Source organism: Caulobacter soli, assembly GCF_011045195.1.
In the GTDB taxonomy this organism is placed as follows: Bacteria; Pseudomonadota; Alphaproteobacteria; order Caulobacterales; family Caulobacteraceae; genus Caulobacter; species Caulobacter soli.
The window spans coordinates 4145374-4167513 of the sequence record NZ_CP049199.1; the positions used below are offsets into that span (position 1 = coordinate 4145374).

19 protein-coding genes and 1 pseudogene are annotated in these 22140 nt (G+C 68.8%); 10 read left to right on the forward strand and 10 right to left on the reverse strand.

Annotated features, from left to right (window positions below; genetic code table 11):
* Positions 1-4: 4 nt before the first annotated feature.
* The 3 genes from G3M62_RS19380 to G3M62_RS19390 all read right to left on the reverse strand — a co-directional run bounded on the left by G3M62_RS19380 (position 5) and on the right by G3M62_RS19390 (position 2196).
* Complete coding sequence (locus G3M62_RS19380; protein ID WP_165189993.1) at positions 5-442, reverse strand: HK97 family phage prohead protease; 438 nt, start codon at positions 440-442, stop codon at positions 5-7.
* Between the two features lie 149 nt (positions 443-591).
* Complete coding sequence (locus G3M62_RS19385; protein ID WP_165189995.1) at positions 592-834, reverse strand: hypothetical protein; 243 nt, start codon at positions 832-834, stop codon at positions 592-594.
* A 135-nt stretch (positions 835-969) separates the two neighbouring features.
* Positions 970-2196, reverse strand: coding sequence for a phage portal protein (locus tag G3M62_RS19390; protein WP_246263326.1), 1227 nt, complete (start codon positions 2194-2196; stop codon positions 970-972).
* 59 nt (positions 2197-2255) lie between these two features.
* Here G3M62_RS19390 and G3M62_RS19395 point away from each other — a divergent pair, with 59 nt between their 5' ends.
* The gene (locus G3M62_RS19395; protein WP_246263328.1) at positions 2256-2654 is read left to right on the forward strand and encodes an endonuclease domain-containing protein; all 399 of its coding nucleotides are present in this window, start codon (positions 2256-2258) and stop codon (positions 2652-2654) included.
* Positions 2655-2741: 87 nt separating this feature from the next.
* Here the strand turns inward: G3M62_RS19395 and G3M62_RS19400 are convergent.
* Positions 2742-3899, reverse strand: a pseudogene (locus G3M62_RS19400) (DNA-packaging protein); the annotation flags it as partial.
* Complete coding sequence (locus tag G3M62_RS26605; RefSeq protein WP_246263330.1) at positions 3877-4347, reverse strand: hypothetical protein; 471 nt, start codon at positions 4345-4347, stop codon at positions 3877-3879. The pseudogene G3M62_RS19400 and the gene G3M62_RS26605, both read right to left, overlap by 23 nt.
* A 257-nt stretch (positions 4348-4604) precedes the next feature.
* Here G3M62_RS26605 and G3M62_RS19405 point away from each other — a divergent pair, with 257 nt between their 5' ends.
* Together G3M62_RS19405 and G3M62_RS19410 are read left to right on the forward strand one after the other, a co-directional pair.
* Positions 4605-5147, forward strand: coding sequence for a GNAT family N-acetyltransferase (locus G3M62_RS19405; protein WP_165190001.1), 543 nt, complete (start codon positions 4605-4607; stop codon positions 5145-5147).
* A 147-nt stretch (positions 5148-5294) separates the two neighbouring features.
* Positions 5295-5522 carry a DUF4287 domain-containing protein gene (locus tag G3M62_RS19410; RefSeq protein WP_165190003.1) on the forward strand — a complete coding sequence of 76 codons (228 nt, stop codon included), beginning with the start codon at positions 5295-5297 and terminating at the stop codon, positions 5520-5522.
* Between the two features lie 120 nt (positions 5523-5642).
* On the opposite strand, the gene G3M62_RS19415 is transcribed toward G3M62_RS19410, so the two are convergent.
* Positions 5643-6326, reverse strand: a complete 684-nt coding sequence (locus tag G3M62_RS19415) for a DUF3313 family protein (RefSeq protein ID WP_165190005.1) — start codon at positions 6324-6326, stop codon at positions 5643-5645.
* A 103-nt stretch (positions 6327-6429) separates the two neighbouring features.
* Complete coding sequence (locus G3M62_RS19420; protein ID WP_165190007.1) at positions 6430-6915, reverse strand: YcgN family cysteine cluster protein; 486 nt, start codon at positions 6913-6915, stop codon at positions 6430-6432.
* Between the two features lie 54 nt (positions 6916-6969).
* Here G3M62_RS19420 and pbpC point away from each other — a divergent pair, with 54 nt between their 5' ends.
* The 4 genes from pbpC to G3M62_RS19440 all read left to right on the forward strand — a co-directional run bounded on the left by pbpC (position 6970) and on the right by G3M62_RS19440 (position 15020).
* The gene (gene pbpC / locus G3M62_RS19425; RefSeq protein ID WP_165190009.1) at positions 6970-9123 is read left to right on the forward strand and encodes a multimodular transpeptidase-transglycosylase PbpC; all 2154 of its coding nucleotides are present in this window, start codon (positions 6970-6972) and stop codon (positions 9121-9123) included.
* Positions 9124-9818: 695 nt separating this feature from the next.
* Complete coding sequence (locus G3M62_RS19430; RefSeq protein WP_165190011.1) at positions 9819-12683, forward strand: TonB-dependent receptor; 2865 nt, start codon at positions 9819-9821, stop codon at positions 12681-12683.
* A gap of 317 nt (positions 12684-13000) precedes the next feature.
* Positions 13001-13684 (forward strand): calcium-binding protein, encoded by a 684-nt coding sequence (locus G3M62_RS19435; protein WP_165190013.1) that lies wholly within the window; start codon positions 13001-13003, stop codon positions 13682-13684.
* Between the two features lie 118 nt (positions 13685-13802).
* The gene (locus G3M62_RS19440; protein ID WP_165190015.1) at positions 13803-15020 is read left to right on the forward strand and encodes an acyltransferase family protein; all 1218 of its coding nucleotides are present in this window, start codon (positions 13803-13805) and stop codon (positions 15018-15020) included.
* A 16-nt stretch (positions 15021-15036) separates the two neighbouring features.
* Here G3M62_RS19440 and G3M62_RS19445 read toward each other — a convergent pair whose 3' ends face one another.
* Entirely contained in the window at positions 15037-15783 is a 747-nt protein-coding gene (locus G3M62_RS19445; protein ID WP_165190017.1) for a hypothetical protein, read from the reverse strand.
* Between the two features lie 129 nt (positions 15784-15912).
* On the opposite strand from G3M62_RS19445, the gene G3M62_RS19450 reads away from it, so the two are divergent.
* The 3 genes from G3M62_RS19450 to G3M62_RS19460 all read left to right on the forward strand — a co-directional run bounded on the left by G3M62_RS19450 (position 15913) and on the right by G3M62_RS19460 (position 19113).
* Positions 15913-17745 (forward strand): ABC-F family ATP-binding cassette domain-containing protein, encoded by a 1833-nt coding sequence (locus G3M62_RS19450; protein ID WP_165190019.1) that lies wholly within the window; start codon positions 15913-15915, stop codon positions 17743-17745.
* Between the two features lie 142 nt (positions 17746-17887).
* Positions 17888-18097, forward strand: coding sequence for a hypothetical protein (locus G3M62_RS19455; RefSeq protein ID WP_165190021.1), 210 nt, complete (start codon positions 17888-17890; stop codon positions 18095-18097).
* A gap of 83 nt (positions 18098-18180) precedes the next feature.
* Complete coding sequence (locus G3M62_RS19460; RefSeq protein ID WP_205691906.1) at positions 18181-19113, forward strand: iron-containing redox enzyme family protein; 933 nt, start codon at positions 18181-18183, stop codon at positions 19111-19113.
* Between the two features lie 7 nt (positions 19114-19120).
* Here G3M62_RS19460 and G3M62_RS19465 read toward each other — a convergent pair whose 3' ends face one another.
* The gene (locus tag G3M62_RS19465) at positions 19121-21019 is read right to left on the reverse strand and encodes a potassium transporter Kup (RefSeq protein WP_165190023.1); all 1899 of its coding nucleotides are present in this window, start codon (positions 21017-21019) and stop codon (positions 19121-19123) included.
* Positions 21020-21133: 114 nt separating this feature from the next.
* Positions 21134-22039, reverse strand: coding sequence for an EamA family transporter (locus G3M62_RS19470; RefSeq protein WP_165190025.1), 906 nt, complete (start codon positions 22037-22039; stop codon positions 21134-21136).
* Positions 22040-22140: the final 101 nt, after the last annotated feature.

A 22140-nucleotide genomic window follows, 5' to 3' on the forward strand; every position in this document is an offset into this window, starting at 1 on the left:
GGGTTCAGCCGCCGACGCGCTTGAGCCGCGCGGCTTTCAACCGAGCCTGAGGCAGCATCGGGAAGGTGACGATCGACACCTCCCACAGCTCCACTTGCGTCAGCACGCGCAGGCGCCCCGTCTCGTCGGGGCGGGCCTTCACGGCGCGGAAGCCGATGGACAGGCCGTCCAGCGCCCCGGCCTCGACCAGGGCGGCGACCAGTCTTCCCCGCGGCGTCGCGCGTAGAATCCGTCCACGGACGAACAGGCCCGAGGCGTCCTCGGCGATCTCGTCCCAGACGCCGACGGGCTCGGCGTCGTCGTGCTGGTGCAGCATCTTCACCCCGGCCGGGCCGGTGCGGGCCAGGCTGGCGGCGAAGGCTCCGGCGGCGGTCACGTCGTCGTTGAGGTCGCGGGTCCAGAACAGGCTGGCGTGGCCTTCGATCTTCAGGTCTTCAGTCATGAAGGGCTCCTGTGCGGTGAGCACTTGCCCCCTACGGACCGCTTCGCGGTCGTCTTCCCCCACAGGGGGAAGAGCGCTCGGCGCGAAGGCTCCGCCCCCTACGGGGGCGGACAGGCGACGAAGTCGCCAGGTGGGGGCAAGTGGGTGAGCTACGGCCGGTCCAGCTTGCTCTCGATCCGGGCCAGCGAGGCCCGGGTGGCGTCGGCCTGGGTCTCCAGCCGCGCCAGGCGTTCGGCGACCGGGGCCTGGGCGTCGAGGCGCTGGCGCAGGTCGTCGATGCGGGCGCTGGCCCGCCCCGCCCACATCAGGGCGGCGGCGGCCTGCAGCGCCACGGCGACCAGCAGGCCGAGCGAAACCTGGCGGTCCAGCCGCCAGCGTTGGGGTGATGTCATGGGTGTCTCCGGTGCGGCGAACACTTGCCCCCTACGGACCGCTTCGCGGTCGTCTTCCCCCGCAGGGGGAAGAGGGGCGTCCTCCGCCCCCTATGGGGGCGGACAGGCGGCGAAGCCGCCAGGTGGGGGCAAGTGTCAGCCCTCCAGCCCCGCCAACCTTCTCCGCTCGGCATCGGTCAGGAAGCTCGCCCCCTCCAGCCGCGCCCACAGGGCGTCGCGCTCGGCCGACAGCGCCGGCACGGCGTCCAGGTCGCAGGCGATGCGCGCACCAGGGAACTTGGGCTCCAGCCACACCGACAGCGCCCGCGCCGCCCGCTCGGCCAGCGGGACCACGGTGTGCCGCCAGAACGCCCCGTTGGCCTCGCGGTAGTTGGCGTAGGTGGCGTCGCCCGGCACGCCCAGCAGTTGGGGCGGAACCCCGAAGGCCAGGGCGATCTCGCGGGCGGCGGCGGACTTGCCGGCGATGAAGTCCATGTCGGCGGGGCTCAGCGACATCGGCCGCCAGTCGAGGCCGCCTTCCAAGAGCAGCGGCCGGCCGGCGTTGGCCGTGCCGGCGTGGGCGTCGCCGAGCTCGGCCTTCAGCCGCTCGAACTGCTCGGCCGAGAGCCGGTCGCCGGCCTCGCGGTTGGCGTAGACCAGCGCCCCAGACGGCCGGGCCGAATTGTCGAGAAGCGCCTTGTTCCAGGCCCCCGAGGCGTTGTGCACGTCGATCGCGAAGGCCGCCGCCTCGAGCGGGGAGAATCCGTAGTGGTCGTCGGTGGGGTTGAACAGCTTCAGGTGCAGGATCGGCAGCCAGCCGGCCGCGTCGCGCCCGATCCGGGCGGTGCGGCCGGCGGCCTGGTAGTCATAGGCCAGCGGCCAGCCGCGCGGGCCGGGCACCACGGTCATCCGGTCGGGCCGCAGGGCGTAGAGCTCGGTCGGGACGTCGTCGTTTCCGCCCCCTTTGTCTTGGGCAGCTTCCAGGTAGCCGTTGCCCGCCACCTGCAGGCAACCGAAGAACGCCTCCATCAGATCGGCCCCGCCCTGTTCGCGATTGGGGCCTTGCAGCAGCTTGCGCAACGGATGGTCGTCGGCCCGCCGGCCGCCGACGAAGACGGTCAGCGGCACCGACGCGGCGGCCTCGGCGATCATCCGCACGCAGCGATAGGCGATGGGGTTCTTGCCGAACCCCTCCGACGCCAGGGCGGCATAGTCTCGCGGCGTCCAGCGGGGCCGCCCGGCCGTGGTCAGGGCGATCAGGCGCGCGGCCCGGGAGTCCTTGGTCTCCGGTGGACGGCGGGGTTTGAACAGGGGCATGGGCGCCTCGCGGAGGTTGAGAACAAAATGGGAACATGTTAGGGTGGAACCGCCCGCCGCACGCATCAATCCTCCGCCCCCTATGGGGGCGGACAGACCGCGCAGCGGTCAGGTGGGGCAAGGAGGTGAGCCACGTGAGCGCGCCACGACCGACGATCACCAACGCCAGACGGCTACGCAAAGCGATGCTGTTGCCTGAAGTGAAGCTATGGAATGCGATCCGAAGAGGGCAGCTCGACGGTTTGAAATTCCGCCGTCAGCATCCGATCGGACCGTATGTGCTGGACTTCTTCTGTGCGTCAGCGCGCCTAGCCGTCGAGGTCGATGGACAGACGCACTACAGCGACGACCAGCTGGAGAAGGATACAGCGCGGGACCGGTGGTTGGCGCGACAGGGCGTCATGACCTTGCGCATCCCCGCGAGTTGGGTGCTGGAAGACGTCGACATCGCGGTCGCCGCCATCCGTCAGCAACTCACCCACTTGCCCCCACCTGGCGGCTTCGCCGCCTGTCCGCCCCCATAGGAGGCGGAGGACAAGTGCACCGCCCCTCCTCTTCCCCCTATGGGGGAAGAGGATCGCGAAGCGATCCGTAGGGGGCAAGGGCGTGAGCTACAACACCGACAACCTCGGCCGTCGCCCCACCCCGAGCATCAGCTCGCTCACCGCCCAGACCAGCGCATCGGCCCGGTCAGGACTGTGATCCAGGTCCCCGGACCCCAGGGCCATCAGCTCCTCCTCCAGGGCCGGAAACGCCCCGCAGTGAACGACCCGGCCCTGCTCGTACAAAGCCGCCACCGGCTCGGCCCGGGCCCGCTTGCCCACCGAGGCCTTGACCAGTTTCACCGCGCAGGGCGGGCCGGCCTGGGCCAGGACGGAGCGGACCATGTCGCCGCCCTGGTTGGCCTCGGCCACCAGGGCGTCGGCGGTCCACGACACAGCGGCGTCGACCGCGCGGCGGGCCCAGCCGTTGGGCGACAGGCCCTTCGCGGTGCGGTCCGCCAGCACGAACGCACGGTCGCCGAACCGGCCAACGACCACGATCCCGCAGGCGTCGCCGCCCGCCGTGGCCGGCGGGTCGACGGCCACGACCACGCGGTCGAAGGCGGCCGGCGGCGCGCCCCGGCAGCGGGCCAGGTCCTCGGCGCGGAACAGCCCGCCCTCGCCCTCGACGATCAGGCCGTCCAGCTCCTGGGCGGCCAGGCGGGTGCCGCCGTAGAGGCTCTGCAGCGTCGACAGGAAGGCCGGCGCCAAATGGGCTTCGTTCGCCGACGTCGGCGCCCGGGTGTCGACCGTTCCCGGCTCGGCGATCAGGTTGCGCAGGGCGCGAATCGGCCGGGGCGTGGTGGTGACCACCAGGCGCGGATCGGTCCCCAGGCGCAGGCCGAAACGCAGCATGGCCAGGGTCTCGGCGGGCTTGGGCCAGGCGCAGAACTCGTCGGCCCAGGCGGCGTGGAACTGCGGACCGCGCAGGCTGTCCGGGTCCTCGGCCGAGAAGGCCTGGGCGACCGCGCCGTTGTGGAACTCCAGGCGCCGGCGGCTGGCGCGCCAGATCGGGCGCCGGCCGGCCGGATAGAGGCTCTTGAGGCCCGAAGGGCCCTCGATCATCACCTCGCGCACGTCATGGAAGGTGGGGCCGACGAGGGCGAGACTGCCGACATGCCGGGACTGCTCCTTGATCCAGGACGATCCCGCGAAGGTCTTGCCGGCCCCTCGACCGCCCAGGAACAGCCAGGTGCTCCAGGGGTCATCCGGCGGGAGTTGGTGCGCCGCCCTCGCCTTCCACGCCGCGAAACAGCGCGTGATCCGTTGCTCCGGCGCTTCTTCCAGCCAACTGCTTAGATTCTCGGGCGGATCGAGCAGCGTCCAGTCGCTGTCGTATATCGGCGTGAAGCTGCGCCATCCGTTCGGGGGTGCGACCACTGTCGTCATCCATTTCCTGCTCCTCTTGAGTGGCGGCGTTGTTCTCGTTGGCGGCTCTGGCCTTCATCGTGGAGGCCTTGATCGCCCGGGCGTTGGCCGCGATGTCGGCTCGCGCCCGACGCTTCATGGCCAAGATCTCGTGCATCCGGCGCGCCGTCAGGCCGACGGCGCCGAGCAGCTTGGTCTGTTCGAGCTCGGTGCGATGGGCGGTCGTGTCGTAGACCTGCTTCACGTTCGCGGCGTGCATCTCGACCATCAGAGCGTCGCTGTCTTGCATCAGGTCTTCCGAGGTCATCTCGCTTCTCCCGGCCATGACACAAAGATACGGGAGCAGCGGGCGCCGCTGATAAGTTAGGTCGAGAAAGTTTAGCGCCTTGATTTCGTTGGCGTTGAGTCGCTGAACACCGAGGATAGACGGCGCTGTATCCCCGTCAGGGGCGCGGCCGGGGTGGTCCGTGCGGCCGCCAGCGGCCGTCGGGAAAGCCTTGGCGGCGGGCTCAACGCTCGTGTCGGCCCGTTGCGGACACCCGCTCGGGAACGCATCATCGGGCGATGCGGGCGCCCGACGAATTTCACACCGAGCGATTGCGCCTCCGTCCGGTCAGACGCACCGACGCGGAGGAGATCTTTCGAACCTACGCCAGCGAGGCCGCGCCGACGCGCTTCATGCCGTTCGAACGCCATCGCGACATCGCCGAGAGCGTGGCCTTCGCCGAGCGCTGCGAGGAAAGTCGCAAGTCGGGCGCGGCCTTCCCGTGGGCCGTCACCGACAAGACCTCCGGCACGCTGATGGGCGTCCTGGAGCTTCGATTGGCGCCGCCGAAGGCCGATTTCGGCTACATTTTCGGAGAGCCGTTCTGGGGTCGCGGCTTCGCCGGCGAGGCCGCATCGGCCGTGGTCGCCTGGGCGATCGCCCAGCCCGAGATCTTCCGCGTATGGGCGACTTGCCACCCCGGCAACGCGGCCTCCGCCGCCGTCCTTCGCAAGGCCGGACTGAGTTACGAAGCGACGCTGGCCAACTGGGAGTCGCGCCCTCAGCTCGACGAGATCGCGGGGTCAAGCGACTGTTATGCGCTGACGAGGCCGCCGCGCTGACCTTCGGGTCGACCGAGGTTGCTGGCTTACGTCCCTCAAAAAGGCGCCTCGGCGAGGCCGGAAGGGCGAGAAAGCCGGCGCCCGATGTCGGCCTGAGCCCTCCCCAGCCGTCCTCGGCTCAAACACCCCAATGCCGGAGCCGCCGCCATGTCCTTCCAAGCCTATCTCGACACCATCCAAGCCAAGACCGGTCTCGACGCCGAGGGCCTGAAGACGGCGGCCGACGCCGTCGGGCTGTCGGCGGGCGGGGCGCTCAAACCCGGGGTGAAGGCCGGCCAGGTGGTGGCCTGGGGCAAGGACGAGCTGGGCCTGGGCCATGGGCACGCCATGGCGATCTACGCCCTGCTGTCGGGCAAGCGGGGGCCCGGCGACTGATGGCCGGGCCGAGGGGCCGCCCTCGTCCTTCGACAGGCTCAGGATGAGGGCTACTGTTGCGGCGGTCGAATTTGAATTCCTCATCCTGAGCTTGTCGAAGGACGAGGAATTCACGCCCCCTCACCCCGTGATCGGCGACAGGGCCTTCAGTTCGTCCAGGCCCTTCACGCTGTTCTTGGCCCAGCTCTTCATCTGCATGGCGAAGTCGGCCCGGTTGCTGACCCGGGTGCGCCATTCCATCGTGAAGTCGTCGATGGTGCGGCTGTCGACCGCCCGGCCCAGCAGGGCGCCGGTCACCGAGTCGCGCGCCTCGACCACCAGGGTCGCCCCACCCGCGTCGCGGGTGTAGGTGCGCACGTTCATGGCGCTCTGGACGTCCGGCGCGCTGACGGTGATGTCGACCAGGGCCGTGCGCACCCGCAGGACGTCCGGCGCGGGGTCGGTCACCACCGGATAGCCGCCGTCGACATAGGCCTTCTGCAGGATCTGGCCGGCGCCCTTGCGGCCTTCCTCGGCCATGCGCTCGACGTCCTTGTCGGACACCTGGTTGGTGATCGTCATCTGGTCGTTGTTGTAGTCGCGCCGCCAGTTCTTCTCGAACGCGATCTCGGTCGGGTCGAGCATCACCTTGGTGTAGGCGCGGAAGTCGGCGCCGGGCCGCAGATAGGCCAGCTCGAAGTTCTTGGCCTTGATCTTGACCAGGCCGTCCCACTCGGCCGGCGGCTTGGCGGCCAGGGCGGGCCGGGCGGCGGCCGCGAAGGCCAGGCCGCCCAAGGCGAGAGTGGTGAAATGGCGTCTGTCCATCGTCGCGCTCCGGATCGTTGTCCGGCAGGACGATCCGGCGCAGGCCGGAGGGTGTCTATCGGTGCAAACCCTGGGTTTGGCGCGGCGATCGCCCGTTTGGGCCCTAGTCCTCCGGGTCGTAGATCTCGTTGCTCTTGTCGTACATCAGGTCGGTGGCCACGAAGTCCAGGGCGTCTTCGGGGTCGTCGAACGACAGCTCCGACACCGTCTGGTCGCGCACCGAGATCCCGGCCTTGTGGGTGCTTTCCGGGTCGCCGGTGATCAGCGGATGCCACAGCGGCAGGGGCTTGCCCTCGTGCAGCCGGCGATAGGCGCAGGAGGGCGGCATCCACTCCAGGGTCTCGATGTTGTGCGGCGTCAGCTTGATGCAGTCGGGCACGGTCTTGCGGCGGTTGGGATAGTCCTTGCACGTGCAGCGGTGCTCGTCGAACAGCTGGCAATGCACCCGCGTGGGGATGATCTCGCCGGTGTCTTCGTCTTCGAAGCGAACCAGGCAGCAAAGGCCGCAGCCGTCGCATAGACTCTCCCACTCGGGGACGGTCATCTGGTTTAGGGACTTCGTCTCCCAGAAAGGTTTGCGCGCCATCATCGCGGCGTCCTAAACCCGTTTTACGCTGAGACCAAACGCCACCATGGGGCCGACTTGAACGACTGGACGCTGCCGCCCTATCGGTTCGACGACAAGCCGGCGGGCCAGCAGCCCGCGCGGCCGCCGGAATTCGGCGGTTCCCAGCCTCCTCCTCCGCCTCCGGAGCCCCCGCCGGAACCGCCGCCCGAAGAGCCCTTCCGCGCGGATTTGAAGCACGCCAAGGCCAAGTCGAAGGCGCGCAAGGCCCGGTGGATCTGGATCCCGCTGCTGGTGGTGCTGGTGCTGGGCCTGGCCGCCGCCGGGGCCGGCGGCGCCTATGTCTGGCTGAAGTACCTGAAGGACACCCCCACCCTGCCCTCGCGGGAAGCGCTGTTCGCGGTGAACCGCGCGCCGGGCATCCGGTTCGAGGACCGCAACGGCCAGGTGATCGCCAGCCGCGGCCCACGCTATGGCCAGCGCATCACCCTGGCTGGCGTGCCCAACTACCTGCCGCTGGCCTTCCTGGCGGCCGAGGACCGGCGCTTCTACAAGCACGGCCCGATCGACCTCTACGGCATCGCCCGCGCGGCCTGGGTCAACCACCGGGCCGGCCGCACGGTGCAGGGCGCCTCGACCCTCTCCCAGCAGCTGGCCAAGGGCCTGTTCCTGACGCCCGACCGCACGGTCAAGCGCAAGCTGCAGGAAATGCTGATGGCCCAGCGCCTGGAGCGGGTGCTGACCAAGGACGAGGTGCTGGAGCTGTACCTGAACCGGGTGTTCTTCGGGGCCAACACCTTCGGGGTCGATGGCGCCAGCCGCACCTATTTCGGCAAGCCGGCCAGCCAGCTGACCCTGTCCGAGGCCGCCCTGCTGGCCAGCCTGCCCAAGGCCCCCTCGCGCCTGGCCCTGACCCGCGACATGTCCAGCGCCCTGGCCCGCTCGCGTCTGGTGCTGGCCAACATGCGCAAGGAGGGCTGGATCACCGCCGAGCAGGAGAGCCGGGCCCTGGACGACACGCCGCGCCTGTCGCCGTTGGCCGTGGCCGACGAGGGCGACTATGGCTGGGTGCTGGACTACGCCACCAGCGAGGCCGTGCGCATTGCCGGCCAGAACGCCCCCGACCTGGTGGTGCGCCTGACCATCGATCCGCGCCTGCAGCACGTGGGCGTGGAGACCGTGCGCCAGGCCATCGCCATCGGGGGCGAGAGCGCCGGGGCCCGCCAGGCGGCCCTGCTGTCGCTGTCGGCCGACGGGGCCGTGCGGGCCATGGTGGGCGGCACCGACTATATCGAGAGCCCGTTCAACCGCGCCGTCCAGGCCCGCCGCCAGCCGGGCTCCAGCTTCAAGCCGTTCGTCTACGCCGCGGCCCTGGAAAAGGGCGTGCTGCCGAGCGACATCCGGGTCGACGGACCGGTGCAGTTCGGCGACTGGAAGCCGGCCAATTACGAGGCCGGCTATCGTGGTCCGATGACCGTGCAGGACGCCCTGACCAACTCGGTCAACACCATCGCCGTCAAGCTGGCCCAGGAGGCCGGCGGCCCGGCGATCGGCGACCTGGTCCGGCGGTTCGGCATCACCAGCCTGCCCTCCAACCCCGACCTGTCGGTGGCGCTGGGGGCCTATGAGGTCAACCTGCTGCAGATGACCAGCGCCTACCAGGTGTTCCAGCAGGGCGGCGCGCGCATCCAGCCCTATGTGATCGAGAGCATCGCCACCCAGGACGGTCAGCCGATCTTCACCCACACCGCGCCGCTCACCCCGGCCAGCGTCTACGACATCTCCAAGGCCAGCATGATGGTCAAGATGATGAAGAAGGTGGTCGAGGTCGGCACCGCCCGGCGCGCGGCGTTCGGCTGGCCGGCGGCGGGCAAGACCGGCACCAGCCAGAACTGGCGCGACGCCTGGTTCGTGGGCTTCACCGCCGACTATGTCACCGGCGTCTGGGTGGGCAACGACGACGACAAGCCGATGAACAAGGTGGTCGGCGGCGACATCCCGGCCAGCATCTGGCGGCGCTACATGCTGGCCGCCCACGAGGGCCTGGCGGTGCGCGACTTCCCCTGGCTGCTGCCCGACGCCGCGCCGCTGTCCACGCCCGATCCCCGCAACGGCTATTACGAGACCCTGTCGGCCGAGTTCGCCCGCGCGGCCTCGGAGCTGGAGCCGGCGGCGCCGACAGACCCCGCCACCCCGACGCCAGGGCCGGCGCCAGAACAGCTGCCGTACTAGGAGCGACACAAAACCCTCTCTCTGAGAGAGAGGGAGGGGCCCGCCGCTAAGCGGTGGGAGGGTGAGAGGTTTCACCGCCGGCAGGTAAATCCTGAGCCCGCTGAACACCTCCAAAAAGCTTTAGACTTCAGCCCGGATCAGGCCGTCGACGTCGCGAGTCTTCGTCAGTGTTCCATTCGGAGAGATTGTAACCTCTCACCCTCCCACCGCCTTTGGCGGCGGGCCCCTCCCTCTCTCAAAGAGAGAGGGTTTCGCGCTTCCCAGCGCGCCCCAAACCGCCTGAAATCAATCATTTGCGCGGTTACACATATCGATAATCGATCTTGAAATATCGACTCTCGATGAGCAACGGTATAATACTCAAAGCACAGTCGAGACTCTTGTTCAGATTACGAGGATCTTTGAATTCCGTTTTGTGTAGTGAAGCTTACATATCGGCGTTTCATCTACGCCACATTGCACCTCAGACACCTAAAAGACCCATTCTCGCCGCATTTCAGCATCGCCCGTTGCTTGTATGTGACAGGTCGTCGACATATTCATTACATAACGGCGTACGCGATTGACGGGCGTCTTTGGCCGCTCCTATCCCAGCGTCAACCGGGGACGGAGGTCTTCCGGGAAACCTGAAACTGACAGGGCGATGGGACGAGCCGGCCGAGGAGGCGGGGCTTCGAGCGCCCGGAGGGACCGACATGAAATTGCAGATCACCCGCGGGCGCCTGCTCGCGACGACGATGATGGCGGGGGTCGCCACCTTCGCCGCCTTCGCCGCGAACGCTCAGGACGCCGCCGCCCCCGTCGCCACCGCGACCGCCCAAGCGGCGCCGGCCGACAACGAAGTCGAAGCCGTCGTCGTCACCGGTTCGCTGCTGCGCCGCACCGACACCGCGACCCCGTCGCCGGTCACCGTGCAGACCACCGAGCAGCTGAAGGCCCAGGGCATCACCACGATCGCCGACGCCATCCGCAGCCTGTCGGCCGACAACTCCGGTTCGATCCCCGCCGCCTTCGGCAGCGGCTTCGCCGCCGGCTCGACCGGCGTGTCGCTGCGCGGCCTGTCGGTCAACTCGACCCTGGTCATGATCGATGGCCTGCGCAACGCCAACTACCCGCTGGCCGACGACGGCCAGAAGGCGTTCGTCGACCTCAACTCGATCCCGTTCAACGCCGTTGAGCGCGTCGAGACCCTGAAGGACGGCGCCTCGTCGCTGTACGGCGCCGACGCCATCGGCGGCGTCGTCAACATCATCATGAAGTCCAACTACCAGGGCATGAGCGCCGACACTTCGTTCGGCACCAGCCAGCACGGTGGCGGCGACGAGTACCGCTTCACCGGCGACGTCGGCTACGGCGACCTGGATACCGACAAGTACAACGTCTATTTCGACGTCGAGTACCAGCTGAACAAGGCCATCCGCGGCGACCAGCGCGGCTTCCCGTACAACACCAACGACCTGACCTCGATCCCCGGCGGCCAGAACAACAACCCGCAGGCCGGCGGCAGCACCTTCTACGGCGACGTCCTGCGCGCCGGCCTGGGCACGCCTGGCGACCTCTCCACCGGCGTGGGCGTCGACGGCGCCCTGTGGCAGCCGCTGCGCACCTGCGCCAGCAACGCCCCGCTGACCGAGCAGTTCGACGAAGACGGCGCCTCGATGGGCACCTACTGCGCCCAGAACACCGCCAACTTCGCCGACATCCAGCCCAAGCAGTCGCGCGCGGCGGTCTATGGCCGCTTCACGATCAAGCCGACCGACCACCTGGAAGCCTACCTCTCGGGCAGCTTCGTCCAGAGCAAGACCTCGGTCCGCGGCACGCCGGTGACCGTCTCGTCGAGCACCCCGAACAACCTGACCAACCTGGTCCTGCCGGTCTGGATCTGTAACTCGGGCGTCAGCTGCGCCACGGCTCCGGCCATCGACAACCCCCGTCTGAACCCGAACAACCCGTTCGCGGCCGACGGCGACTACGCCCTGATCAAGTACCGCTTCAGCGACCTGCCCGCGACCGCCAGGTACAACAACCGCATGCTGCGGATGGTGGGCGGCGTCAAAGGCGACGTGGCCGACTGGAACTACCAGGCCAACCTGGTGATCGCCCATGACTCGCTGGAAAGCGTTCAGACCGGCTTCCTCAGCTACAAGCAGCTGATGAGCGACATCCAGACGGGCGCCTACAACTTCATCGACCCGTCGCAGAACAGCGCCGCCGTTCTGAAGGCCCTGTCGCCCGACCTGGCCAAGACCTCGACCACCGACCTGGACTCGGTGAACTTCCAGGCCTCGCGCCCGCTGTTCAGCCTGCCGGGCGGCGACGCCCAGCTGGGCCTGGGCGGCGAGTTCCGCTACGAGGCCACCAACGACCCGGCCCTGAACCCGGTCAACGACGCCCAAGGCCTGGGCAACGCCCGCACCGAAGGCAACCGCACCGTCGCCTCGGCCTTCGCCGAACTGGGCCTGCCGATCACCGACAAGATCGAGGTCAACGTCTCGGGCCGCTACGACCACTATTCGGACTTCGGCGGCAACTTCTCGCCGAAGATCGGCGTGAAGTTCACCCCCATCAAGACGGTCGCCCTGCGCGGCACGGTCTCGAAGGGCTTCCGCGCGCCCAGCTTCTCCGAAGCCGGCAACTCGGCCAGCCAGGGCTTCACGACGTTCTCGTTCAAGGCGGACAAGTACGCGGCCTTCCGCGACTCGCACGGCAACAACGAGTACACCAAGGACTACTCGCTCTCGTCGATCACCACGGCCAACCCGGACCTGGATCCGGAAAAGTCGACCAGCTACACCCTCGGCGCGGTGTGGGCACCGACCCGCAGCTTCAGCGTGTCGCTGGACTACTATCACATCAAGAAGACCGACGTGATCTCCCAGGCCAGCCCGGGCGTCGCCCTGGCCGCCTACTATGCGGGCCAAGCCATCCCGGCCGGCTACGTGGTCACCCCCGACGCGCCCGATCCGCAGAACCCGTCGGCCCTGCCGCGCGTCCTGTCGATCAGCTCGCCCTACATCAACGCCGACTCGCTGGTGACCAGCGGCCTGGACCTGAACGTCCAAGCCACGTTCTACCTGCCGGCCGACGTGAAGTGGACCAGCAACCTGGACGCCACCACCCTGTTCGACTTCAAGTACACGCAGGGCGGCACGACCTATAACTACGTCGGCAAGGAAGCGCCGTACGTGCTGTCGTCGGGCGCCGGCACCCCGAAGAACCGCCTGTCGTGGACCAACACCTTCGAGCGTGGCCCGATCCACGTCACGGGCGTGATGAGCTATGTCAGCGGCATGCGCGAAGAGGACGACAGCTACACCGACGGCTGCCTCTACGGCGACGCGGGCTTCAACTGCCGCGTCAAGTCGTTCACGACCGTCGACCTGACGGGCGCCTACGACGTGACCTCCAAGGCCACCGTCTACGCCGACGTGATGAACCTGTTCGACACCGGCCCGATGTTCAACCCGGCCAACTACGCCGGCGTGAACTGGAACCCGACCTATTCGCAGTCGGGCATCGTGGGCCGCTACTTCCGGGTGGGCGTCCGCCTGAAGTACTAGTCGACACAAGATCTCGCGTACGGGAGCATCAGTGCGCTCCCGATGAGATGGAGGGGCCGCCCGCGAGGGCGGCCCCTTTTTCTTTGGCCGGCGGGGCGGCCGGCGGAGGGCCGGAAACACAACCTCTGTGTGACATTTTCTTCGCAATCACCACTTTGGATTGCAATTATAGCACCCACAAGTCAACGTGACTCGCGCGGACGTTGTAGGCCCATGATGACCATGTGTCAGGCCGCGCGCGACGCACGACGCTGGATCGACGGCCCCGGGCGACCGCCCTGCTCCGTCCCGCCAGCCGCTCGGCAAGGAGGATAGTCATGGCCGTCTGGACCGATGCAACGCCCGGTAACGACTACGTCGATTGGAGCAACCACCCCTTGGGTGCTGGACAGACGTCCCACAGCCTGAACGGTCTGGCCGGCGACGACCATATCACCGGCGGCGATCGCACTCTGATCGGCGGCGCCTATAACGGCAGCTACCTGTTCGGGGGCGACGGCAACGACATCCTGATCGGCCTGGCCGGCAACGACACCTTGCTCGGCGATAACGGCGACGACCTGATGGACGGCGGCGCGGACGCCGACCTTCTGTATGGCGGCGCGGGCGCCGACACCCTGTGGGGCAACACGGGCAACGACCGCCTGGCCGGTGGAACCGGCAACGACACCTACGCCATCAGGATTGGCGTCGACGGCCAGGACATCATCAATGACGACATGTCCGCCGCCTGGAACCCCGGCTTCGGCGGCGGCGTGGACAGGCTGGTCCTGACCAACGTCAACATGGCCGATATCGTGGTCAGCCGTCAGGGCTCGGATCTTTTCGTGACCCAGGAGTCCGACTTCGACGACGGCGTCCTGAGCCAGTTCCAGATCATCCAGAACTTCTACCTGGGCGGCGCCAATGTCATCGAACTCATTCAATCGGCCGACGGCCTGTTTTTCGACACCAGCAACTTCTCAGGCCTGGTGAACGGCAACTGGTACCTGTTGGCCTAGACGCGGCGGGGCGGGGTCGGGACACGCGCACGCGTGCATCCCCGGCCCCGCCCACTCCGCTCATCGCCCCTTAACCACGACGCCCTAGGCTCGCGCCTTCACCGCCCGGGACCTCGCCGTGTCGTTCACCACCCGCGCCATCGCCGGCCTGAAGGTCGCGTTCGGGCCCTCGCCGCCCGGCGGGCCGCCGCGCGCCGTGGGACCGGACGTCCTGCGGGCCGTCGCCATCCTGCTGGTCATGCTGCAGCACCTGCCCAAGGCGGCCGCGGCCGAGTGGCTGATCCTGATCAAGCCCTATGGCTGGCTGGGGGTGGACGTGTTCTTCGTGCTCAGCGGCTACCTGATCGGCGGCCAGCTGATGCGGCCGGTCTCGCGCGGCGAGACCCCCGACCTCCAGCGTTTCTGGGCCAGCCGCGCCTTCCGGATTCTGCCGGCCTATCTGGTGCTGCTGGCGCTGTATTTCGCCCTGCCCGCCTTCGTCACCGACGGCAAGGGCATCCAGCCCCTGTGGCGGTTCCTGACCTTCACCATGAACCTCGACCTCGACTACACCCGGGCCGGCAATTTCAGCTCGGCCTGGTCGCTGTGCGTGGAGGAGTGGTTCTACCTGACCCTGCCGGTCCTGGTGCTGGGCCTGAGGCTGCCAATCTTTCGTACAGGCGCCCTGCGCAAGGCGGGACCGTGGCCCTCGATCGCCCTGGCCGGCGCGATCCTGCTGGGCGGCATGGCGCTGCGCTACACCCTGTGGCGCGACCTGTCGCTCCTGCCCGAGCCGCCGAACGGGGCGTTCCAGAAGCTGATCTACTACCCCACCTGGTGCCGGCTGGACGGCCTGCTGATGGGCGTGCTGCTGGCGGCGGCGCGCACCTTCCGCCCGGCGCTGTGGACCCGGCTCTGCCCGCCCTGGCTGGCCGCGTCGGCGGCCGTGGCGATCTGGATCGCCGCCGTCGTTCTGATCGGCGACAACGGCCTGATCCTGAGCCTGACCGGGGCGACCGTGGTCTATCCGCTGTACGCCTTGGGCTGCGCCCTGATGCTGTCGGCCCTGCTGGATCTCGAGCCCTGGCTGGCCCGCCACCGCCCACGCGGCCTGGCCGGCTTGGCGGCCCTGGCCTACAGCCTCTACCTGGTCCACAAGCCGATCTACCATTTCCTGCACGGCTGGCTAGGCGACGCGGTGCTGCACGGCTGGACCGGCCTCCTGGTCTACGTCCTGCCCGCCTTCGCCGCTGCGACCGTGCTGCACGTGCTGGTCGAGCGACCGTTCCTGCGCTTGCGGGACCAAGTGATGGCGCGGCCGGTCGTGGCGGATGAGCCCGTGAAGCTGGCGGCCTGAACCGGTTAGACCCGGCCTAGACGCGGTAGCGCTTGCTGATCCGGAAATTGGCCAGCGTCACCACGCCGGCGATCAGAGGCGGCACGGCCGCGACCAGCCACCCGCCGACGCCAATCTCATCCGGCGAGCCGCTTGAGGCCATGCCGGTCATGAAAAGGGTCCAGGTCAAGCTGGCGACCGCCCAACAGGCGAAGTTTCGAGCCCAGCCTTCCAGTCGCCAGAGAGCCAGGACCAAGCCTCCGCTCATCGCCAGAAGCACCGCCGTCAGGCGGACGCGCGTCCACGTGTCGGCCCCTTCGGCGACCGCTCCGGTCACGCCCCACAGAAGGCCGCCAGCAAGCCCGAAGAGTAGACAAATCCCCACGCTGCACCCGATCGGCGAGGCGGCCATGCGAGCGCGCCAGGCGGACGGCGCCCAATCCCACGCCACGCTGGCGGCGATCGCCGCCAGGGGGACCGCGCCGACGGCCAGCACGAAGCGCGCCCCTCCGCCCTCGGCGGCCCGCCTCGATATCCCTTCAGCGGCCAGCCAGAAGCACGCGCCGTAAAGGAAGACGGCCAAGATCCGTCTTACCCGGGACTTGGTGAGCCAAGAGCCGAACGTCCACAGCAGCATCATGGCTGGAAGGAAAAAGATGTCCGCGTGGGCCGCGATCGAAGGCCACAGTCGTCCGTCGGCCAGCCACAGCAGACCGGCCAAGACCACGGTGGCGGCTATATGGAGCCGGAAGGGCTTGGCGATCGGTTCGGCGGCGTCGGTCATGCCCGCCAAGGTAGCGCTAGTTTCGCCCCCGCACGCAAGTCCCCAAGAAAACCGCCCCGCCCCCTCGCCGCGCCTGCTATACGCCCCCATCTCCTCCCCTTCCCGTTCGACAGTTAGACCCTCCCGATCATGGCTTCCCCGACTCGCGCCCCTGTCCTGGCTCTCAAGGACGTCCGCCTCGCCGATGGGGCCAAGCCGTTGTTCGACGGCGTCGACCTGGCGCTGGAGCCGCGCGTGCGCGCCTGCCTGGTCGGTCGCAACGGCGCCGGCAAGTCGACCCTGCTGAAGATCCTGGCCGCCCAGGGCATCGAGGCCGACAGCGGCGAGCGCGCCGCCCAGCCGGGCGCCAAGATCGTCTATGTCAGCCAGGAGCCGGACATCACCGGCGAGACCCTGCTGGACTACTGCACGGCCGGCGGGGCCGAGGACTACGAGGCCCACGCCACCCTGGCCGACTTCGGCCTGGACTACGCCAAGAGCACCCAAGGCCTGTCGGGCGGCGAGCGTCGTCGCGCGGCCCTGGCCCGGGCCTTCGCCGAGCAGCCCGACGTGCTGCTGCTGGACGAGCCGACCAACCACCTGGACATCTTCGCCATCCAGACCCTGGAAGAGGAACTGGCCGGTTCCAAGTGCGCCGCCCTGATCGTCAGCCACGACCGCGCCTTCCTCAACCGCGTCACCCAGCGCACCTTCTGGCTGGAGCACCGCAAGGTGCGTCGCCTCGACAAGGGCTTCGCCGAGTTCGAGGTCTGGAGCGAGCAGGTGCTGGCCGCCGAGGCCGACGAGGAGCGTCGCCTCAACAAGCAGCTGGAGAAGGAAAACGCCTGGCTGGCGCGCGGCGTCCAGGGCCGCCGGGCCCGCAACGAAGGCCGCCGCCGCGCCCTGATGGACCTGCGCAGCCAGAAGAAGGACCTGCAGGCCGACAAGCGCGGCAGCATGACCCTGGCCGTCGAGAGCTCGGGCACCTCGGGCAAGCGCGTGGTCGAGGCCAAGCACGTGACCAAGAAGTTCGGCGACCGCGTGATCGTCGAGGACTTCTCCACCCGCATCCTGCGCGGCGACCGCGTGGCGCTGGTGGGCCCCAACGGCGCGGGCAAGACCACCCTGGTGCGGATGCTGCTGGGCGAGATCCCGATCGACGCCGGCGACATCAAGCTGGGCACCAACCTGGAGATCTCCTACGTCGACCAGAACCGCATGGCGCTGTCGGAGAAGATGACCCTGTGGGACTTCCTGACCCCCGGCGGCGGCGACTCCATCCTGGTGCGGGGTATTCCCAAGCACGTGGCCGGCTACGCCAAGGAGTTCCTGTTCACCGAGGCCCAGCTGCGCCAGCCGGTCACCAGCCTGTCGGGCGGGGAACGCAACCGCCTGCTGCTGGCCCGGGCCCTGGCCACGCCCACCAACCTGATGGTGCTGGACGAACCGACCAACGACCTGGACATGGACACCCTGGACCTGCTGGAAGAGGTTCTGGCCGATTTCGAGGGAACCCTCATCCTGGTCAGCCACGATCGCGACTTCATCGATCGCCTGGCCACTTCGACCATCGCCATGAACGGCCACGGCCGGGTGCTGGAGACCCCCGGCGGCTGGACCGACCTGATCGACCAGGCCCCGGACTTCTTCAAGGGCGCTCGTGGGGCGGCGGGGGACTTCGCCACCGGCACGGGCTCGCACAAGGCGGTGATCACGCCCTCGGCGCCGCCGGCTCCCAAGAAGACCGTCAAGCTGTCCTACAAGGACCAGCGCCGCCTGGAAGAATGCGAAGCCCTGGTCGCCGCCTCGCCCAAGATCATCGCCGACATCGAGGCCCGCCTGGCCGACCCGGGCTTCTACGCCCGCGACCCCAAGGGCTTCGACAAGGTGATGAAGGACCTCGACAAGGCCCGCGCCGACCTGGCCACGGCCGAGGAAGACTGGCTGGCGCTGGAAGAAAAGCGCGAGACGATGGCCGGGTAGCCCCGATCGGGGACACACGCATGCGTGTGTCCCCCGCCTCCACCACAGCCCTTTTGTCGGTCTATCGACTTAGGAACACCCCGCGCTCCGCCCCGTTCTTCTCCCCGCCGGAAGCCTCCGGCGCGATCAGGGAGCGACCACCATGGGTGACGAAACCAACCGCGAAGGCCTGCAGCAGCAGCCGGACGACGCCGCGCGCAACGCGCCGGGTCAGCAGAACCAGCAGGGCCAGCGCCGCGAAAGCGGCGACAACGAAGGCATCGAGGGCACGCGCGTCGAAGGCCTGGACGAGGGCCTGGAAGGCGGCGTCGACACCGGAGCCATCGAGCCCGGCAAGACCGGCCAGCGCTGATCCGCTGATCAAATGATGAGGCCGCCCCGCGCGGGGCGGCCTTTCCGTCCGCGAATTCCAGAAAAGATCCGTAGGAGCACACCGTGTTTGGTGGTGAACGTCTGTCGCGCATCGGCGCCTTCAGTCCCGAATTTCCCGACGCCGAGGCCCTGCACCGCGGCCTGGCCCACTGGAACCACCGCCGGCTGGCGGTGGGCATGCCCGATCCCGACTGGCGCGCCGAGGTTTCCGAAGAGGCCCGGATGAAGCGGATCGAAGGCGAATATGTCGAGCAGTTCCGCGACCACATCCTGCCCCTGGTCGCCGACGTGCCGACCAACGCCGACGACTTCGTGGCCTGGTTCGAACAGCTGCAGGAGACCGGCCCCGGCCAGGACGACCCGCTGTTCGACTGGCTGGAGGGCGCGGCCACCCTGCCCGACCTGCAGTGGTTCCTGACCCAGGAAGCGGCCGGCGAGGCCGGCTTCGACGACCTGGTGGCCATGACCCAGGTCAAGGTCAGCGACCGCGCCAAGCTGGAGCTGGCCCGCAACTACTGGGACGAGATGGGTCGCGGCGCGGCGGCCGGCATGCACGGCCCGATGCTGACCCGCACGACGGAAGTCCTGGGCCTGACCCCGACCATCGACTCCACCCTGTGGCAGTCCCTGGCCCTGGCCAACACCATGACGGCCTTCGCCACCACGCGGCGCTACACCTACCAGTCTATCGGCGCCCTGGGCGTGGTCGAGCTGACCGCGCCGGGCCGCGTGGCCTGCGTCGACGCAGGCCTCAAGCGCCTGGGCGTCTCGCCCTCGGCCCGCAAGTATTTCGCCCTGCACGCCCAGCTGGACATCGAGCACTCCAAGGCCTGGAACGCCGAGGCCCTGCATCCCCTGGTCAGCGAGTTCCCCCACTGCGCGCGGTTCATCGCCGAGGGGGCGGTCATGCGCCTGATCTGCGGCGAGCAGTGCTTCGACACGTACAGGGCCCACCTGTGGGCGCACGTGCATCCGGTGGTCTACGCGGCGGAGTAGGCCCCGCCTACACCACCACCTGCGACCCCATTTCCACCACCCGGCCCGCCGGGATGTGGAAGAAGTCGATCGGGTCGGCGGCGTTCTTGACCATCCAGATGAACAGCTTGTCCTGCCACAGCGGCATGCCCACGCCGGGCGAGGCCACCACCGTGCGGCGGCCGACGAAGAACGAGGTCGACATCAGGTCGAAGGCCAGGCCCCGGCGGCGACAGCTGCCCAGGGCGCGTGGAATGTGCGGGGTCTCCATGAAGCCGTAGTGCACGGTCACCCGCTTGAAGCCCGTGCCGAGGGACTCGATCTCGATCCGGTCCTTCTCGGCCACGCGCGGCTGGTCGGCCGTGCGCACGGTCATCACCACGTTCTCGGCGTGCAGCACCTTGTTGTGCTTGAGATTGTGCAGCAGGGCGACGGGGGCCACCGACGGGTCGGAGGTCAGGAAGATCGCCGCGCCGGGCACCGGATGCGGCGGCCGGGCGCGCAGACTGTCGATCAGGTCGGTCAGGCCGATGGAGTCGCGATGGACCTTCTGGTGCAGCAGGTCGCTGCCCGCCCGCCAGGTCCACATCAAGAGCGCGATGGCCCCGGCGGCGGCCAGCGGGACCCAGCCGCCGTCGGCGATCTTCAGGGCGTTGGAGCCCAGGAACACCAGGTCCAGCGCCAGGAACGGCGCCAGCAGCGCCACGCAGGCCCACAACGGCCAGCCCCAGTGGCGGCGCGCCACCACGAACAGCAGGGCCACGGTCACCACCATGGTCGTGGTCACCGCTACCCCATAGGCCGAGGCCATGTTGGACGAGGTGCGAAACATGAACAGCAGGAACAGCACCCCGATCGCCAGGGCCACATTGACCTGCGGCACGAAGATCTGGCCGGCCACGGTCTCGCTGGTCCGCTTGATGTCGAGGCGGGGCAGCAGGCCCAGCTGCACCGCCTGCTGGGTGACCGAGAAGGCGCCGGTGATCACCGCCTGGCTGGCGATGATGGTGGCGGCCGTGGTCAGCAGGATCACCGGCCAATAGACCGCGTGCGGGATCAGGCCGAAGAACGGGTTGTCCATGGCCGCCGGGCGGACCAGGCACAGCGCCCCCTGGCCCAGATAGTTCAGCATCAGGCACGGCAGGGCCACGACCAGCCAGCCGGCGCGGATCGGGGCTTTGCCGAAGTGACCCATGTCGGCGTAGAGGGCCTCGGCCCCGGTCACGCACAGGAAGACGCTGCCCAGGATCGTCACCCCCAGCAGGCCGTCGGCCATCAGGAGCTTGATCGCGTAGACCGGGCTCAGGGCCAGCAGAATCTCGGGCCGCTGCAGGATGAACGGCAGGCCCAGGGCCGCCAGGGTGAAGAACCAGACCAGGGTGATCGGGCCGAAGAACCGCCCCACCACCTCGGTGCCGCGCGACTGCACGGCGAACAGGGCCAGCAGGATCACCGCCGCCAGCGGCAGGACGAACGGCGCGAAATGGGCGCCGATCACCGGCGCCGTGGTCAGGCCCTCGACCGCCGACAGCACCGAGATCGCCGGGGTGATCAGGCCGTCGCCGTAGAACAACGCCGCGCCCAGGATGCCCAGCAGCACCAGCCAGTTCGAGCGCTTGGCCAGCGCCTTCTGGGCCAGGGCCATCAGGGCCAGGGTGCCGCCCTCGCCGCCGTTGTCGGCCCGCATGACGATGACGACGTATTTCAGGGTGACCACCAGGGTCAGGGCCCAGAACACCAGCGACACAACGCCGAACACCGCCAGGCGCGGGTCCACCCCGCCGGCATGGGCCAGGGCCTCGCGCATCGAATAGAGCGGGCTGGTGCCGATGTCGCCGAACACCACGCCCAGGGCGCCGAGCGCCAGCGCCCCGAACCGGGCCGCGCGGGCGCCCGGGTGGGTCGGCTCGGGAGAGGTGTGGGCCATGAGGCTTTGGGTCCGGCGGAAGGAGCGGTGACCTACAGGCGGTCGGCGTAAGGGCGCCATGTGGATTCTGGGGCGCGGGTATAAGGAAGTTATAAAGATCGGGAGCGCCGGGCCTTAGTCATGCAGCGGCGCTTCCGTCGTCTCGCGCTTGGGGTCGGTCACCACCGTGCCCACCGAGGCGGCGATGACGAAGGCGATGGCCAGCCATTGCCGGGCCACCAGGTGTTCGCCCAGGAACAGCAGGCCCGCCAGCGCTCCGACCGCCGGCTCCAGGCTCAACATCACCCCGAAGCTGCGCTTGGAGATGCCGCGCAGGGCGACCATCTCCAGCGAATAGGGAATGGCGCTGGAGACCACCGCCACCACCAGGCCAAGGGCCATGGCGCGCGGGTCCAGCAGGGCCGCGCCAGCCGTGACCAGGCCGAACGGCGCCACGACCAGAGCCGCCGTGGTCATCCCCAGGGCCACCGAGCGGCCGCCGTGCAGGTGTCCGGTCCGCTGGCCGGCGACGATGTATCCGGCCCAGCACACCGCCGCGGCGACCGCGAAGCCCACGCCGACGGGGTCCAGGTTCAGGTTGGCGTCGCCGAGCGGCAGCAGCAGGCCCAGCCCCGCCACGGCCAGGGCGATCCAGGCGAAGTGGATGGGCTTGCGGGCATGGACCATGGCCAGGCTCAGCGGCCCGGTGAACTCGATGGCGATGGCCAGGCCCAGCGGGATGGTCCGCAGCGCCATGTAGAAGCACAGGTTCATCGCCCCCATCACCGCGCCGTAGGCGGCGACGGCGATCAGGTCCTTGCGGGCCAGCCTGAACCGCCACGGCCGCCAGACCAGGCACAGCACCAAGGCCGAAAAGCCGACGCGATAGGCGCTGGTCCCCTGGGCCCCGACCAACGGAAACAGGCTCTTGGCGAACGATGTGCCTGCGCACAGCGACACCATGGCGCTGACCAGGCAGACATACGGCAGGGCGGCGCGCAGGCCGAACGAACCGGACGGCGATGGGACGGAGCGAGACATGGCGGTGTCTCTAGCAGGTATCGCCGGCGGCTGTCGCAAGGCGGGCGCGGGTTTCAGGCGCGGCGTCGGCTGACATATCCTTTTTCGCGAGTTTTAGATTT